Annotated in this window: 11 protein-coding genes; 4 read left to right on the top strand and 7 right to left on the bottom strand. The window is 29.6% G+C overall.

What is annotated here, in order from left to right; genetic code table 11:
- Positions 1–80: 80 nt before the first annotated feature.
- The 6 genes from HALO113_RS02790 to HALO113_RS02815 form a co-directional block, all read right to left on the bottom strand.
- Complete coding sequence (locus HALO113_RS02790; protein WP_159777574.1) at positions 81–1,730, bottom strand: family 16 glycosylhydrolase; 1,650 nt, start codon at positions 1,728–1,730, stop codon at positions 81–83.
- 11 nt (positions 1,731–1,741) lie between these two features.
- On the bottom strand, positions 1,742–3,295 hold the full coding sequence (locus tag HALO113_RS02795; protein WP_159777575.1) for a hypothetical protein: 1,554 nt from the start codon (positions 3,293–3,295) through the stop codon (positions 1,742–1,744).
- Between the two features lie 11 nt (positions 3,296–3,306).
- Complete coding sequence (locus HALO113_RS02800) at positions 3,307–4,782, bottom strand: RagB/SusD family nutrient uptake outer membrane protein (RefSeq protein ID WP_159777576.1); 1,476 nt, start codon at positions 4,780–4,782, stop codon at positions 3,307–3,309.
- Between the two features lie 10 nt (positions 4,783–4,792).
- Positions 4,793–7,846 (bottom strand): TonB-dependent receptor, encoded by a 3,054-nt coding sequence (locus tag HALO113_RS02805; RefSeq protein ID WP_159777577.1) that lies wholly within the window; start codon positions 7,844–7,846, stop codon positions 4,793–4,795.
- Between the two features lie 227 nt (positions 7,847–8,073).
- The gene (locus HALO113_RS02810; protein ID WP_305069208.1) at positions 8,074–10,872 is read right to left on the bottom strand and encodes a triple tyrosine motif-containing protein; all 2,799 of its coding nucleotides are present in this window, start codon (positions 10,870–10,872) and stop codon (positions 8,074–8,076) included.
- Between the two features lie 105 nt (positions 10,873–10,977).
- Positions 10,978–12,219: a T9SS type A sorting domain-containing protein gene (locus tag HALO113_RS02815; RefSeq protein WP_159777578.1), complete on the bottom strand. Its 1,242-nt coding sequence runs from the start codon at positions 12,217–12,219 to the stop codon at positions 10,978–10,980.
- 355 nt (positions 12,220–12,574) lie between these two features.
- Here HALO113_RS02815 and uvrA point away from each other — a divergent pair, with 355 nt between their 5' ends.
- From uvrA to HALO113_RS02835, 4 genes are all read left to right on the top strand, one after another.
- The gene (gene uvrA / locus HALO113_RS02820; RefSeq protein ID WP_159777579.1) at positions 12,575–15,370 is read left to right on the top strand and encodes an excinuclease ABC subunit UvrA; all 2,796 of its coding nucleotides are present in this window, start codon (positions 12,575–12,577) and stop codon (positions 15,368–15,370) included.
- 22 nt (positions 15,371–15,392) lie between these two features.
- Positions 15,393–15,872: a hypothetical protein gene (locus tag HALO113_RS02825; protein ID WP_159777580.1), complete on the top strand. Its 480-nt coding sequence runs from the start codon at positions 15,393–15,395 to the stop codon at positions 15,870–15,872.
- 85 nt (positions 15,873–15,957) lie between these two features.
- Positions 15,958–16,431: a 23S rRNA (pseudouridine(1915)-N(3))-methyltransferase RlmH gene (rlmH, locus tag HALO113_RS02830; protein WP_159777581.1), complete on the top strand. Its 474-nt coding sequence runs from the start codon at positions 15,958–15,960 to the stop codon at positions 16,429–16,431.
- Positions 16,432–16,584: 153 nt separating this feature from the next.
- Positions 16,585–17,085, top strand: coding sequence for a hypothetical protein (locus HALO113_RS02835; protein ID WP_201297558.1), 501 nt, complete (start codon positions 16,585–16,587; stop codon positions 17,083–17,085).
- A gap of 175 nt (positions 17,086–17,260) precedes the next feature.
- Here HALO113_RS02835 and HALO113_RS02840 read toward each other — a convergent pair whose 3' ends face one another.
- Positions 17,261–17,989 (bottom strand): hypothetical protein, encoded by a 729-nt coding sequence (locus HALO113_RS02840; RefSeq protein ID WP_201297560.1) that lies wholly within the window; start codon positions 17,987–17,989, stop codon positions 17,261–17,263.
- Between the last annotated feature and the right edge of the window lie 11 nt (positions 17,990–18,000).

Consider the following 18,000-nt stretch of genomic DNA (forward strand, 5'->3'; position numbering starts at 1 on the left):
TTAAGAAAGCTAGCAATTGATATACTAAACTTTCTTAAGATTGAAATGATAAAAATATTTTATAAAAAAATGAAAAAGTGTTATTGATAAACTCTTACATAATCCACTTCCATGGAAGATTGAGTAAAACTAGAATCAATAGGCCCTCCAAAAGTTCCTCCCATAGCGACATTTAATATCAAGAAGAAATCATGGTTAAATGGAATGGAATTATTATTTGGTACAGAATGGAACAATACATCATCTACAAATATTTGAATTGAAGACGGACTCCAAATTGTCTTATATACATGAAATTCTGAACTAACATTAGAAATGGTTGTAGAATTTCCATTGGCATTACCACCTGAATTACCAGGGTAATGTAATGTTCCGTAAATAACATTAGGTTGATTTCCTTTATGTTCCATAATATCAATTTCCCCACATGCTGGCCAACTAAAACCATTTTGATCATAATTTGCTCCTAACATCCATATTGCAGGCCAAGTACCACCACCTACGGGTAATTTTGCACGAACTTCTACTTTACCGTAAGTAAATTCAAATTTATTTTCAGATTTTAAACGTGCAGATGTATAATCTGAACCCGATTTTATAGCCGTTATAACTAAATTACCACCAGAAACAACAGCATTAGTTGCACTATTTGTATAAGTTTGGGCTTCCTGATTTCCCCAGCCACCAGCGCCTAAATCATATCCCCATTTGTTTGAGTCGGGCGCACCATCAGTATTAAATTCATCAGACCAAACTAAATTTGTATAATCTACAACAGGGTTTTGAACTGGTTGGGTTGTAGTAAATGTATGATACCAAGCTAATCCAGGATCGTTACCCATTATAGCTCTCACAACCATTCTGTTTGCAGTTATAGATAAAATTTCGTAAGAACTTTGTCCAATATAATATCCCATAAATCCATTATCAGAAAAAGTCATTAATGTACCTCTTGTTTGAGTTGCAGCATTCGCATTCATGGTAACAACTGATTCAGATGGACTCAACGTAACAATCTTTACACCTGAAACATCATAATCATAACACATATCACTTCCTGCACTTCCCCCTACAACACCTTCAAAAGCAGTATTAAAAAATGTTTTTCCACCATTATCCAATTGATATTTAAGAATATCACCCTCTTTTGTAAAGGTTAATACATTGTCATATAAACAACTTGAATTAGCGCTTGCTGCTTTTTCCCAAGGTGCGGCTTGATACCAAAATCCAAAATAATTTTGTGCTTCATCTGTACTATTAGGACCTACTCCTAAATGTCCTGGTTCAGATGCTGACCAATACCAATTTTTACTAGCTCCGCCCGTAAGAAATTCAATAGCTTCTTCATCTGTAAAATCACTTCTTACTTCAACGCTTATAGTTGTATTTGTCGCAATTCCTCCTTTTCCAGAAGCAACAACTGTAACATTATAAACATTAACACCTGTTTGGGTAAAACGTTTCTGAAAAACTCCTGAAGGAGAATTTTGAGAAGTACCATCACTAAAGACAAATTTATATGATATTGCATTGTCAGCATGTGCGTTGAAAGTTACTAATCCAGAGCCATCACCGTAAGGATTGGAAACATCTTGACCTTGTATTTCTGCTTGCACTACTAAATTAGTAGGAGCACTTAAATCTCCAAAATTTTTATCTTCTTCCTGACAGCTTATTGCAAAAATGATAGTCAGTGTTAGTATAATATATTTTTTTATTCTATTCATTTTAATTCTTTTTAGTTGGATAATTGAATGTCATCAAAATAATAAGTTGCTCCTGTACCCGCATTACCAAAATCAAAGAATACAACTACTCTTTGATAATTATTTGAGTTATTAATACCTGTAAAATCATAGGTTAATTCCTCCCAAGCATTAGCTTGACTAGTAGTAGCATCTAATTCTGTATTAATTGTTGTTCCGTTTAATAAATTTTCTAATTTCAACTTAACAACAATTCCTACTTGTGGAGACCATACTTTCATTTTTATTTTTTGCATAGTAGCAAAATTAATTGGACTACCTAATTCAATATAAGAACCAGCCCAAGTTTCAGCACCATTATTTTTTACTGTTTTACCCACTTTTGAAGAAGTATTGATACCAGTTGCATTTGTATTATTATCAACAATTGTATTAGCTCCACCAAAGTTATTAAATGTATATGTTAAAGTAGATGATTCAAAATCTAATGGTAATATTACTGATGGTGCACCTGAAGTTAGTTCAACATCATCAAAATAATAATTAGCACCGTTACCCGCATTTCCAAAATCATAGAAAATAACTAATCTTTGATAATTATTTCCATTATTAACACCAGAGAAATCAAAAACTAATTCTTCCCAAGCATTTGCAACAGTATTAGTCACGTCTACTTCAGTATTGATGTTTGAATCTAATAAGTTTTCCAATTTCATTTTGATTACTACGCCAGCCTGAGGTGCCCATGATTTAATTTTAATTTTTTGCATAGTTGAAAAATCGATAGGAGCACCTAATTCTATTAAAGAACCAGCCCAAACTTCTGAAGCGTTATTTTTTGTTAAGCGAGCCACATTTGCACTACCATTATTAGCATCAATATTTGGATTCGCAACTTTTACAGTATTAGCTCCTCCAAAACCAATAAAATCATAATTTAAAGTAGCCGACTCAAAATCAATTGGTAATAAAACCGGATTTGTTATCGTAACATCTTCAGTATATTCAGTAGTAGCAACACCTCCACTTAAAGCCACAACTCTTACTGTGTATGTTCCTACATTTGCATAATTAAAAGTTACTGTTTCTCCTTGCATAAAATCAACTGGGATTTGATTTGGATCTTCACCAAAATAAACTTGGAAATAAGTTTCATAATCTGCTGTTGCTTGTACAGATATTCCTAAATTATTCCCAGGAATATGTGCAATTACAACGTTTAAATTTTCAGGTGCAATAAATGCGACAGTTAATTCTTGTGTTGTTTCAGATTTTTTACCATCCAAAGTAACCCCTACAATTCTCACTTGATAAGTTCCCTCAGCATATACATGTTGAACTGAAGCACCTGGATTAACATATGCAGGATCAGCCGATCCATCTCCAAAATAAACTTCGAATTGAGTGATTCCCTCACCTCTTGGTAAAATAGTTACTTTACCAGAATTATCTTGCTTAATTGTCATTAGTGCTGCCACATTTTTAGGTACAGCTATGCTATCTAAATTTACTGTATCATCGTCTTTAGCACAACCAATAAAAAGTAAAAAAGCTAAAAGACCAAATAATATTTTTATTTTATTCATAATTGGTAATTTTAATAATTAGGATTTTGTTGCCAATTGCCATTTGAAAATTGAATTTCTTCAAAAGGAACAGGGAATACTTCATTTTTATTAGCAGTAAATCCAGAGATAGTTCCAACTGCTCTATTTGTTCTAACTAGGTCAAAGAAACGATGTCCTTCTCCAACAAGCTCTAACCTTCTTTCATCAAGAATAAAATCAGTTAAAGCTGCACCAGAAGCCGATATATCGTGGTTAGTATCACCAAAAGCTCTTCTTCTTACCATATTAAGATAAGTTCTCGCTTTTGCATCGTCAATTCCACCTCTATTAAAAGCTTCTGCTGCCATTAAAAGTACATCTGCATAGCGAATTGCTCTGTAATTATTTGGATTAGTTAGATTTTGATCTCCAATATTTGAATCCCCTTTTCTAGGTAAATATTTGCGATTAAAAAAACCTGTATGTTTGTATCCTTCACCATAAGTTGCTCCAGTATCATTAGACCAATCTACAATATTTAGTATAGCAATATCTCTTCTATTGTCACCTACTTCAAATGCATTGTATGCTTCTTGTGTGGGTACATTAAAACTATATCCTGAATCAAAAAGTGGCCCGTTGTAATTTCTAATTCCATTAAAACCAACAGCTACATTTCCTTCACTACATTGTAAACAACCAAAACCAGCACCTTGTGCATCAGTATATTGCACTTCAAAAACAGATTCCGGTCCATTTTCAGCATTATTTTCAAAAAGGGTAGAATAATCACTTACTAAAGAATAGTTACCATCTAAGATTAGTTGTTCTAATACATTTGAAGCGTTAACAAATTTATTTTGGTATAAATAAACTTTTCCTAGAAGAGCTTGAGCTGCTCCTTTAGTAGCTCTTCCTTGTTGAGGAGCAGTAACACTTAAATTATTAATGGCAAATATTAAGTCACTTTCAATATTAGCATAAACCTCAGATACAGATGAACGTGGAATTGTTTCAACGTCTTTTACCCCAAATCTTACATCTTCTTTAATTGGAATAGGGCCAAACCATTTCACTAATTCAAAATTATAATATGCTTTTAAAAATCTTGTTTCAGCAATAATTTGATTTTTTCCTTCAAAATCAGTTTTATCTTTAAATTCTAAAATATAACTTGTTCTATAAACTCCAGCAAACATCCAATTCCAAATATCTTTCAGATTGGAATTCACTGGTGTATGAATCATTTCATCAATTTGTTGAAAACCTATAACGTCTGTAGCACTTTCACCTCCAGATAACGTATTATCAGAAGCAATTTCACCTAAAAGTACATTTACATAAGTAGATTGTAATATATCATAAGCCCCAATAAGTGCTTTTTCATAATCTTCTTTAGAGTTAAAATAGTTTTCAGAATCTATAGCATAAGGTGGATTTTCATTAACAAATTCATCTGAGCAAGCCGTAATGATTGTTGTCATTAAAGCTACAATTAATCCGATTTTTACTGTATATTTTTTCATAGTCAATTTTTTAAAAAGTAACATTTAATCCTAACATATAAGTTCTAGGCGTTGGGTAGTACCCATAATCAATTCCTCCAGCAATTGGATCACCACTATTAGCAGCTGGATCAAAACCTCTATATTTAGTAAATGTATATACATTATTTACAGAAGTGTATAGTCTTACTTTAGTTAATTTAATTTTTTCAATAAAACTTCCAGGTAAAGAATACCCTAATTGAAGATTTTGAATTCTAAAGAAGGATGCATCTTCAACAAAATAATCAGAAAAAACATTGTTAGAGGAAGCACCTGCAGTAACTCTTGGCACCTCATTTGAAGTTCCTTCTCCTGTCCATCTTCCTAAAACATAATTTAATTTATTTAGTTTGTTTTCTGTTCTTTCATAATTACGAATCATGTCATTACCCACAGAAGCATAAGAATACCCCACAAAATCAAAACCTTTATAACTTAAATTAATATTAAAACCTAAGGTATAATCTGCAACTGGTTTGCCAATAAAAGTTCTATCTTTTAAATCTATTACACCATCTCCATTTATATCTTTATATCTTATATCACCAGGAGAAGCTACTGCACCCAAAGCTACTTGAGATGGATGTGCGTCCACTTCGGCTTGATTTTGAAAAATTCCATCTGTTTGATAACCATAAAATGCACCTATAGTTTGCCCTACTTGCATTCTTGTTGGAGAAGGTTGTCCAACACCAAAAGCACCACTTTCTATAAAACCAGTTGAATTATTTACTTCAGTAACTTCGTTATTAATAGTCGTGATATTGAATCCAATACCATAATTAAAATCTTTGATATTGTCTTTATAATTTAAAGCCACTTCAAATCCATTATTTTTAACAGTTCCAGCATTTACTGTTGGATTTCCTGAACCTGGAGCGTTCCCACCAGCGGTTCCTGATACTGGAGTGTTTCTAATTAATAAATCTTTTCTAGTATTATTGTAGTAATCTGCAGTAATTTCTAATCTATTGTTAAACATTTTTGCATCAAGACCCACATCTATCTTTGTGTCAGTTTCCCACTTCACACTCGGATTAGTTAGTACTCCTACTGCTGTTCCAGTAACTAAATTACCATCAAAAACATATTCAGATTCTCCAGTTAAAAAAGATCTAAATGCATCTCCTGGTATAGCATCATTTCCTAAAGTTCCATAACTTCCTCTTAATTTCAAGAAATTTACTTTACCGTCTTTATTAAAGAAATCCTCTTCAGAAATAATCCAACCTCCAAGTATTGATTTAAAATAAGCAACACTAAAATCAGGACCAAAATTAGACGATTGATCTCTTCTAAAGATAAATGATAATAAATATTTTTCTCTAAAGTTATAATCTAAAGTACCAAATAAAGATGGTCGCTTGTAAGGAGTTGATTTATAAGAACCATTTGTTTTTACTGGTGTTGTAGGCAAACCATTTGCTAAAGCAATATCTGCATATTCCCATGAATTATAAGGAACATCATAACCTGTTGCAAATAAACCTTCGCCATTTGCCTCATGCAAAGTACCACCTATAGTTAACTTAAAGGTATGGTCTTCAAATAACGTTTTTTTGTATTCTGCAAAAGCGTCAAAAGTATAATTACTAAATTTTTGAGTATTTTGAGATACTGTACTTTGATCTACATTATTAAAAACTTTTCCAGTACCATAAAAAACTAACATATTAAATGATTTCCCCACGCTATTACCTCTTTCAAAACCATAACGAGTTGTTAATTTTAAATCTTTAATAGGTTCATATTCTAAACTTATACTTCCATTTAAACGTTCTTGGTTGTAACTATTATAAGTATTTTGAATTTGAGCTAAAGGATTAATTACTTCTAATCCATAACCAGGAGTATCTGGTACTAAAGTGTAGTTACCGCTTGCATCAGTAACAGAAAAAACTGAAGGAACGTTAATAGCATTAAATAAAACGGATCCTAAACCATTTTCATTTAAACTTTGTCTATTAAAATCAGAATATATAAAATTTGTTTTCAATTTTAAATTATCATATAAATCTACTCCTACAGCTAATCTAGCAGTTCCTCTATCAAAACCAGATTTTTCAAGACCAACAATACCTTCTTGCATAATTTTAGATGCACTAAAAGAATAAGTAATTGATTCCGAACCTCCAGTAATTGAAATATCATTATTTCTTATGGGTGCTTTTTGAAATACTTCTTCTTGCCAATCTGTACCTTCACCTAATCCTTGTATAGATGGATAAGGTAATGTAAGACCCGCATTTGCATAACTTTCATTTAAAAGTAAGGCATACTCTTGTGCATTCAAAAGATTTAGTTTTTTTGTAGTTTCTTGAAAACCTGTATAAGAGTTAAAAGATATTTTTGTTTTAGAATTTTTCTTTCCTTGTTTAGTAGTAATTAAAATTACCCCATTAGCTCCTTTTGCGCCATAAACTGAAGCTTGAGCATCTTTTAAAACGGTATAGGATTCAATATCTGATGGATTCAATAAATCCATATTCCCTTGGTATCCATCAATAAGAATCAATGGACCATTTTCTCCATTAGATGATATACCTCTAATTCTAATGTTAATTCCAGCACCTGGTGCACCAGAACCTGAAGAAACATAAACACCTGCAACTGTACCTTGTAGTGCTTGTTCTGCTTTTATAGGTCTTAAATCTTCAATTACTTTAGTATCAACGACTGAAACAGAACCTGTAACATCTTTTTTCGCTTTAGTACCATAACCTACAACTATTATTTCTTCTAAAGCTTTTAAATCCTGAATCATATTAATCTTTATGTTTTCAGATTGAGTTACTTTATACTCATAATTATTATAACCTACATAACTAAAAATTAAAGTTGCACCTATAGGTACATTCTGTATGCTAAAATTACCATCAAAATCAGTAGCAGTACCAATTTTCGAATCTTTTGCATAAATATTAACACTAGGTATAGGTTCTCCTGTACCTGAATCAAAAACACTTCCTGTAATATTGGCTGTTTGGCTAAAACCAAAAGAGGTTAATAACAGAAATGTAATTAGTAAAAAATTTGATCTCATAATTTGTCTCGGTTTATAAAAGTTAAAATTAAAAGATTGATTTAATAAAAAATTTAAAATAACCTCAACAAAAAATATACAATATAAAAAAAACAGTTTTTAATTGTGTTTTTAATAAAAAATCACACTATTATTAAGTATTTCTGAATCTTAAAAAAATCTTAAAAAAATTTACGAAAACGTTGATGTTGTGGTGATGTATAGGTAGAATTTTTAATGTATAGGTACTAGAATGATAAGATGTATTCTACTAAACCTTGCTCATGATCTAAATTCATCTTTTTACGTAATCTATATCTTTTAATCTCAACACTTCTAACAGAAATATTTAACAATGGCGCAATTTCTTTAGACGACAAATTGAGTCTTAAATAGGCACAAAGTCTTAAATCATTGGGAGTTAATGAAGGATGATCATGTTTTACTTTCTTTAAAAAATCATTATCAGCATTATCAAAAGCTTCTTTAAAAGTATTCCAAGAATCTTCCTTATTTATATTCTTTGTAATGGTAGAAATAACTGTCTTGACATTTTTATTTGTTATTTCTGTTGCATTTTTTAAATCTTCTTTAATTAAAGTTAGTAACTCATCCTTTTTAATCAAACTCATTGTTGAAACTGCCAATTCTCTTTTTTTACTATCAACATCTTGTGTTAATTGCTCGTTTTTTATTTTCATTAATTGTTGAGCATTCTCTAGTTCTTTAATCTCTAACAATAAATTATTTTCTTCAATCAATTTTTGCTCTTTTTCGCGATAGTAATTTTTATAAGCTTTGTTAACATAATAACCTAAAATGATTAATAATAAAGAGTAAACAAATAAGGCAAGATTTGTAAAATACCAAGGCTTCAAAATAGTAAATTTATAAACTACTATATCATCAGGTTTTGAATTAGCAATTTTAGATCTAACCTTAAAAGTATATTCACCTGGAGGCAAATTTTTAAAATTTGAACTTGTTTTAGAGGACCACTCACTCCATTCATTTTGAAACCCTTCTAATAAAAATTGATATTCAGCATTTATATATTTATTATATTCTGGTACAGAATAGCTAAAAATAATATTATTTTCATTATACTTAAAAGACCCACTATCAAAAACAGAACAACTTACCACTTTCTCGTTTAATTTATTAATTGCAACATTTGTAATAGTTAATTTATAATCTTTAAATGTTAAATCATTTAAATTTATTGTGTAATATCCATCTGTAGTACCAATGAGGTAAATTGAATTATATAATTGGGTAATATTCTCATAACCTAACATGGAATTAGTAAGTGAAGCTGGAATAGGAATAACATTTTCCTTTAATTGATTACTTAATTTACTTAATGAAAAATAATGGATGTAATTTTTGGTAAACAACCATAAACGATTTGATTTATCCACAATTAATTTACCAGATGTGTACTCATCTTTTTTAAAAACGTTACTTAAAATCACATCTTTTTCAAATTCTTTTGTCTTAGTATTAAGTTTATAAACGCCTTCTTTATAAGCATAATATATAAATTCATTAAATTTTATTAAACATGAGTTTTTACCTTTTGTAGGGTTTTTATAAGTAAAAAAAGACTTAGTTTGTTTTAAATTAGAATCTAATTCCAATCTAAAAACACCTTTGTATTCATGACTAATATAAACTTCAGAATTGTTAGTAATTTCAAAATGCTTTGAAGAATAATCAAATCCATTAATTTTATGACTAAATTTCCATTCCCCGTTTTGTTTATATAAAATACTTAATCCTATATAATTGCCTTGAATTAAAACATCCGTTCTATTAGGAATATTTTCTATTTTCCATGTACCTGAACCATTATAAATTTGTTTGGCAATTTCGTTTTCTATTACAAATGTCCCAGTATTGTGACCACAAAACAATGTATTATCATTTTCAAATAATGACCATACTTGTCCTTTTGTTCCTTCTATAAATTTAAAATCTGAATCATTATTTAATTTCTTAACAAATAAACCTTGATTTGTTCCTATATATAAATTTTCTTGAAAAACTAAAGAAGAATAAACCGTTCCTAAAATTCCTGTATCGTCTGAAAAACTTTTTATTGGTGATTGTAGATTAATACAATTGATTCCATTATCAAGACCTATCCATAAATTCTTATCAATATCTTCAAAAAGGGACAAAGCTGTATTATTACTAAGTCCTTTAGTTTGTGTTAAATGATATTTTATATTCCAGTCTTTATCTAACACAAAAACACCATTTGAAACGGTTCCAATTGCTAGGTTATTATCAGACAATAATAAGCTACTATAAACACTACTTGCTCCTATTTCCCTATCAGCTGGGATTAAAAATTTAGTTAAACTACCTTCTCTTAGCTCAAAAAAACCTAAAAATTCAGTCTCTACTATTAATCGCTCATTAATAAAGAATAAATTGACAATCTTATTATTCAAAAAAATGGAATCTTTTGAGATAAGTTTACTCTTTCCATTTTCGATTTCAAATAATCCTTTATTGGCAACATGAAAATAGATAGCATTATTAACCACAAAAGATTTAATTATGGTCTCATTCTCTTTAATAATATTAAATTTTTCATTTTTAGTATTATAAATATAAATTTGATTGAAAGATTGAAAAATTATCCATTGTTCGTAATTAAGTATATTCCAAAATTGTTCATCATCTTTTAATTTATTTTTTATTTTCTTACTTAATGAGGTATAAATCAATTCATTCGTATTATTCCTTGACCAATACCCAAATTCCATATAAGCACCAGTATAAATTTTATCATCAATTGCTACAACTGAGCGAATAATTGTCTCATTTGGTGATGGATACAAAATCCAATTAGCACCATTAAACTCAAGTAAGCCTTCATTATTTGCAAAAAAAACAGAATGTTTCTTGTCTTGGGTAATCATCCAATTTTGATTACCAGCTGCGTACAAGCTTTGAGGATATTTCACAATGGGTGGTAATTCCTGTGAATAAAGTGAAATAAAACAAAAAAACAAAACAGTATGTAAGTATCTCAAAATAATTATCTTTTAAATAGTTTAGAATATTTATGCACTATAAATGTATAAAAATATAAAAAAAGGTATGCAACGCATACCTTTTATATCAAAAAATCAAAATTACTACTTTTTAATAAAAATCTTAGTTATTGAGTTACTATCTGACGAAATTTTCACAAAATACTGCCCTTCATTTAATTCAGAAACATCAATTGAAAATTCATTTTCAGCAATATTCTTTGACAATATCAATTGACCTAATTGATTATAAAATGCAACATTATTGGCTCTATCATTTAATTTAAAATTTAAATTAGACGAACTAGGATTTGGAAACATCTTAACGTCAATATTTTCAAAAATTTTAGTTCCCAATGCTGAAGTAGTAAAATAAACATTATCAAAATAAACTGTTCCAGGTGTTGCTGCCAAAACATCAAATTTATATTGAAACCATGTCGTTGCGTTAAATCCTAAATTAGTAAAATAAGACATGGGGATAGTAACACTTTTCCATGTATTTAATACGATAGCTTCTTGTTCCGGCAAACGATATACATATTCCGTAACTGGAGTATTTGAAATCAAATACAATCCAAAGGTAGTTGCATTACTTGTCCAATAATCAAAATGTACGTACTGTGCAGTAGTTACATCCGTTTCATTATAACCTGCACCAAAACCTGCTATAGCAAAATTGATTTTTAAAGCATTATTTATACCCGCTCCAGAATCCAAGTCAACATCTGAGGCAGTACCAAAAGAGTATTGATACGTATTTGGATACGATTCACTATACATACTCACTACAGTTGATGGATCTGCTGTAGGAACCGGTGCTGGTCCAGAAGGTGTTGGTAACGGTGGTGGTGGAGCTATATTAGTTCCTCCAGCAAAATTATCAACCCAATACGTATCGGTCTCATAGTTATTAAAATCGGTAAAAAGGACCACTTTTGAATAATTACCTAAACCACTTCCAAAATTCAATGTAATCGATTGCCAAGATGTTCCTGTAGTTGTAAAAGGTAATTCAACAGTTGCTGGTCCACCTACTCCTCCTTCGAATTTCAATAAATGATTACCTGTTGTATTTCCATTCAATGGTTTAATCATAAAAGTGATTGTATTATTTCCATCATCAGATAAATCTAAATTTTCTGCAAGATCCAATTGTGCAGTGTCATATAATTGCCCTCCTCCTATTACTTGGGCTACCATATTACCATTATCATCAATTAAAGTAACATTACAACCATCATAGCCTGTCATTAAATGGGAAGGGCTAGAGAAATCCAAAGGAAAGGATTGAGAAAATCCATTACTGATTCCTAAAAAAATAAATAAAAGAGTAATTTTTTTCATATTATGTTTTTAAAAAGTTAAAAAATAAGAATTATTAAATTTAATCGATAAAAAATTACGAAAAACAAAAATCAATATATAGAAACTATACAATATCAATTTAAATTTTAACTCAACCATAAACATATAAAATACAAGCATAATGAATGATTAACAAGTAAATAAGTAAAAAAAGTCTCTAAAATAATATTTATTTACAACGCTTTCGTATAGGTTATGTATAGGTAGAAAAACATGTTTTTGGTTAAATTAAAAGCTATAAAAGTTAAAAAAAAACAATAAGTTAAAATGATGTGCTAATGGATAGGAAACTTATTTTCAGATTAATTATCTTTGCATTCCTTTAGATTTTATTATGATAAAAACCGACTTTTCTAAACTAGAAGCAAAAAAAAATATTTTAATAAAAGGTGCTCAATTACATAACCTTAAAGATATAGATGTAGCTATTCCTAGAAACAAACTTGTAGTCATAACTGGACTGTCTGGATCTGGTAAATCTAGTTTAGCATTTGACACACTATATGCAGAAGGTCAAAGACGTTATGTTGAAAGTTTATCTTCCTACGCGAGACAATTTTTAGGTCGTTTAGACAAACCAAAAGTTGAATATATAAAAGGTATTGCACCTGCCATTGCTATTGAACAAAAGGTTAATACCACCAATGCGCGTTCAACTGTTGGAACATCAACTGAAATATACGATTATTTAAAACTTCTTTATGCCAGAGTAGGTAAAACGTATTCTCCTATATCTGGAAAAGAAGTTAAAAAAGATACGGTTTCAGACGTTATTCAAGAAGTAAAGTCTTTTAAATTAAATTCGAAATGGTTGCTTTTAGCTCCTATACATTTAGAAAAAGGAAGAGCATTGGAAGACAAATTAAAAGTATTGCTTCAACAAGGATTTGCTCGTATTTTGGTTAATAATGAAATGATTCGTTTGGATGAATTCTCGACTTCGCTCGAAGTGACCTCAGAAAATGAAATATTTTTGATTATTGATCGTATCATTGTAAAAGAAGAAGAAGAATTCTACAATCGATTAGCTGATGCTATTCAAACTGCTTTTTATGAAGGTAAAGGAGAATGTTACTTACAAGAAGTTGAAACTCATAAAAGATTTCATTATAGTTCCAATTTTGAATTGGATGGAATTACTTTTTTAGAGCCTAATGTCCATTTGTTTAGTTTTAACAATCCTTATGGAGCTTGTCCAAAATGCGAAGGTTATGGAAATATTATTGGTATTGATGAAGATTTAGTAATTCCAAATACCGCACTTTCTGTCTATGAAAATGCTATTTTTCCATGGAGAGGAGAAAGTATGAGTTGGTATCGAGATCAATTAGTAAACAATGCCTATAAATTTGATTTCCCAATTCATAAATCCTTTTTTGAGTTAACCAAAGAACAAAAACAACTTATTTGGGACGGAAATAAATACTTTACGGGCTTACATGATTTCTTCAGCGAATTAGAAGAAAAAAATTATAAAATTCAAAATCGCGTTTTATTATCTCGTTATAGAGGTAAAACCAAATGTACATTGTGTAAAGGCAAAAGATTGCGTCCTGAAGCCAATAATATTAAAATTGCCAATCATACGATTACCGAATTAGTAGATTTACCGATTGTTAATTTAATCGAATTTTTCAAAAAACTAGAACTTAATGAATACGATACTAAAGTGGCCAAACGTCTCTTAATTGAGATTAATAATCGTTTAGGCTTTCTAGCGAATGTAGGATTAAGCTATTTGACATTAAATCGAAATTCCGCTTCTCTTTCTGGAGGAGAATCACAACGTATTAATTTGGCTACCTCTTTAGGAAGTAGCTTAGTAGGTTCGATGTATATTTTAGATGAGCCAAGTATAGGTTTACATCCAAAAGATACTGAACGTTTAATCGACGTATTGAAAAACCTTCGTGATTTAGGCAATACTGTAATTGTTGTAGAACATGATGAAGATATCATGAAAGCAGCCGATATGATTATAGATATTGGTCCAGAAGCGGGCACTTTTGGAGGAGAATTAGTGGCTCAAGGTACGTATGAAGAAATATTACAATCGGAATCTTTAACAGCTAAATATTTAAATGGTAAGGAAGAAATTGCTGTACCTCAAAAAAGAAGAAAGTTTAAAAATCATATCGATATTATTGGAGCACGAGAAAACAATCTAAAAAATCAGAATTTTACTTTTCCTCTAGATTGTCTTACGGTTATAACAGGTGTATCTGGAAGTGGAAAAAGTACTTTGGTTAAGAAAATTTTATTTCCTGCTGTACAAAAAAAATTAGAAGGCGTGAGTGAAAAACCCGGACAATTTACAGAAATAAGCGGTAGTTTCACTAACATTAAACACATTGAATATGTCGATCAAAATCCTATTGGTCGCAGTTCTCGTTCCAATCCAGTTACTTATATTAAGGCCTATGATGATATTCGAGATTTGTTTGCCAAACAAAATGTTTCCAAACTAAGAGGCTATCAAGCCAAACATTTTTCATTTAACGTAGATGGTGGACGTTGTGAAACTTGTAAAGGAGATGGCGAAGTAACCATTGAAATGCAATTTATGGCAGATGTACACCTAGAATGTGAAACTTGTAATGGAAAACGATTTAAAAAAGAGATTCTAGAAGTTACATTTGAAGGTAAAAACATCGATGACATTTTAACCATGACTATTGATGATGCTGTAGCATTCTTTAATCTTCATAAACAAACTAAAATTACTCAAAAATTACAACCTTTACAGGATGTTGGTTTAGGCTATGTCCAATTAGGACAATCTTCATCTACCTTGTCAGGTGGAGAAGCACAACGTATCAAACTGGCTTCCTTTTTAGTCAAAGGAACGATTAAAGACAAAGCCTTATTTGTTTTTGACGAACCAACAACGGGTTTACATTTTCATGATATTAAAAAATTATTACAATCCTTTGAAGCCTTAATTGAAAAAGGACATTCCATTATTGTTATTGAACACAATTTGGATTTGATAAAATGTGCCGATTATATCATTGACATTGGTCCGGAAGGTGGGGAAAACGGTGGTGAATTAATTGCTTTTGGTACACCTGAAGAAGTGGCAAAAAATAAGAATTCAGTGACTGGGAAATATTTAAAGGAGAAGTTGTAATTTATAATAAATATTAATTCTTATGAAAACCCATATAATTTTCTTATATTTTTTATTCTTTTTAGTTAGTTGTAATAAATCAAAAGAAGATTTATCTGAAAAATTAATACAAAACTCTGAAAGAAAAAATTATATAGCGCTAGTTTGCGATGAGATTGAAAAAAACTCATTTGATTTAACAAAAAAAGAGGTTTCACAAACAGAAGAACTTTTGTCACAAGCAATAAAAGAATTAAACAAAAAGAGTAAAGAAAATGTTAATCCTTATGAAGAAGAGTTTGAAATCGATTTAAGAAAATATAAAAGACAATTTTGTGCTTCAATCGATAAAAATGGAGATAAAACTGTATTTGTATTAGGAATTAATGAGGATAATATTAGGAATAATAGTTGGGAGACAAAATGGTGTAGAGTTGCAGGAGGAGGTAGTAATTATTTTCATGGTGGAATAAATTTAACCAAAAATAAATATTTTAGTTTTGGTATAAATGCTCCAAAATAAATAATAAAAATAAAAAAGTAATATTATTCATTTGGAATTTAATACTTTTCGAATTGACAAATTATCACATTGACAAATTGCTTTCATGAACATCAAATTACTAACCATAGGAAAAACGGATAATAAAAACTTACAAGCTTTAATGGATGAGTACACCAAGCGTTTAGGTTTTTATGTAAAATTTGATTTAGAAATTATTCCCGATATAAAAAACGTAAAGAATTTAAGTGAAGCCCAACAAAAAGAAAAAGAAGGCGAATTGATTCTTTCCAAAATTACAGCAACTGATCATTTGATTCTTTTAGACGAAAATGGAAAGACATTTTCAAGCGTTGGTTTTTCTGAGTTTTTACAAAAGAAAATGAATGCAGGTATTAAAACTTTAATATTTGTGATTGGTGGCCCGTATGGCTTTAGTGAAACTGTTTACAAACAAGCCGTAGGAAAAGTTTCTTTATCAGAAATGACATTTTCCCATCAAATGGTACGCTTATTTGTTATCGAACAAATTTATAGAGGATTTACTATTTTAAGAAACGAACCCTATCACCATCAATAATTTTTTTCTATTGTAAAGAGTTATCTTTTATTTCTTACAAATTATTGACAAATAATTAATAATAACCATTTACATCATTTTTTTTTTGCTAGTATTATTTTTTAACATATATTTAGCCAAAATAAATAACACTTAACCTAAACTAGATAAGTTATGAAAAAAGTCATTATTGCCCTTGCATTAATCGCTAATTGTATTGCATTTGCCCAAATTAAAGTAATTGAAACTACTCCTATTGTACGATTAGGATCTATTGGACAAAATGATATGTTCATTCAAAATGAAGGGAATGAATATACTTTTTTTTACAAAAATGTAGAAAATGAGGAAGAAGCTAACACAAGATCTTTCTCCTTCAAAGATTTAGATAATGATTTTGCTAAATTGCAAGAAATTATTGTTTCTGGTTTTAATGCAGATCCATTATTAGACATTAAATTAGAATTACCTAATCAATTTGTATGGTTACATTATTCTAAAAACTTAGATCGTACTTTTGTACAATTCATGAGTAAAAATAAGAATAACGAAGTTACTGGTGTTTCTAAAGCCTTTACTTTAAGTCAAATAGATAAATTATTTGAAAAAAAAGCAACTAATGGAAAAGGAAATGGAAAGAAAAAAGGAGATGATGTAATGTCTGAATTCAAATAAAAACAGATTAAATTATATATAAAAAAGAGATTGTCGAAAAAGTCTTAATTTGTCATTCCGAATTTATTTAATTCGATTTCGGAATCTAATAATAGTTGAAAATCAAATAATTATTTATAGAAGCTGAAACTAGTTCAGCTTGACAAGGTTGTACTTTTGGACAGCCTCTTTTTTTTTACAATTTACAACCACATTCTGGCAATTTTTCTTCATCATAAATAAATTCGTAAGAAGATAATTGTATTTTTTCTGATGTAAGTTGCCAAGCTAGCGTTTTATTTTGTATATATTCTCCATAAGTTAAGCGTTTGTCAAAATTCAAATGAATAATAGTAGCTTTTCCTTCGCTCATAAAATCAGTAAAATCTTTTATAAACGCTATAAATTCTGCTCTTTCCACTTCATTACCATCCACAGTTATTTTGTTTTCTTTATTAAAATTTATAGTAAGATTAAAATAATTGAAATATAAATCGCTATGTTCTTTTATAAAAAACTTTGAAAAATCCTTATCAAATTTATATTGAACATCAGTAAAGGGTAAAAAAGCTAAACTTTTAGTAATACTATCAGAATAAGAAAATACATTTATAGCCGCTTCATTTGTATGGCTCGAATTTTTCTTTTTATGTTGCAGAAGCTTTATCTCAGGAATAATCAAATCTAAAGTTAATCGTTTATCTATATTAAAAATCCAATTGGTAGTACTAATACTATTCTTTGTATTAATATTAGCTAAAGTATCTGTATCATTAACTTCATAAAAAAAGTAAATAGGCGAATGATCCTCTATGGTTTTCATTACAGACACATCACTTAACGGCAACAACACATCTTCTTTTTTACAAGAAAATAAAATAGGCAATACTAAAAACAGCCCTAACTTGTGTAATCTTAATTTCATTATATAAATTT

It is taken from the genome of Flavobacterium sp. 9AF, from assembly GCF_902506265.1.
In the GTDB taxonomy this organism is placed as follows: domain Bacteria; phylum Bacteroidota; class Bacteroidia; order Flavobacteriales; family Flavobacteriaceae; genus Flavobacterium.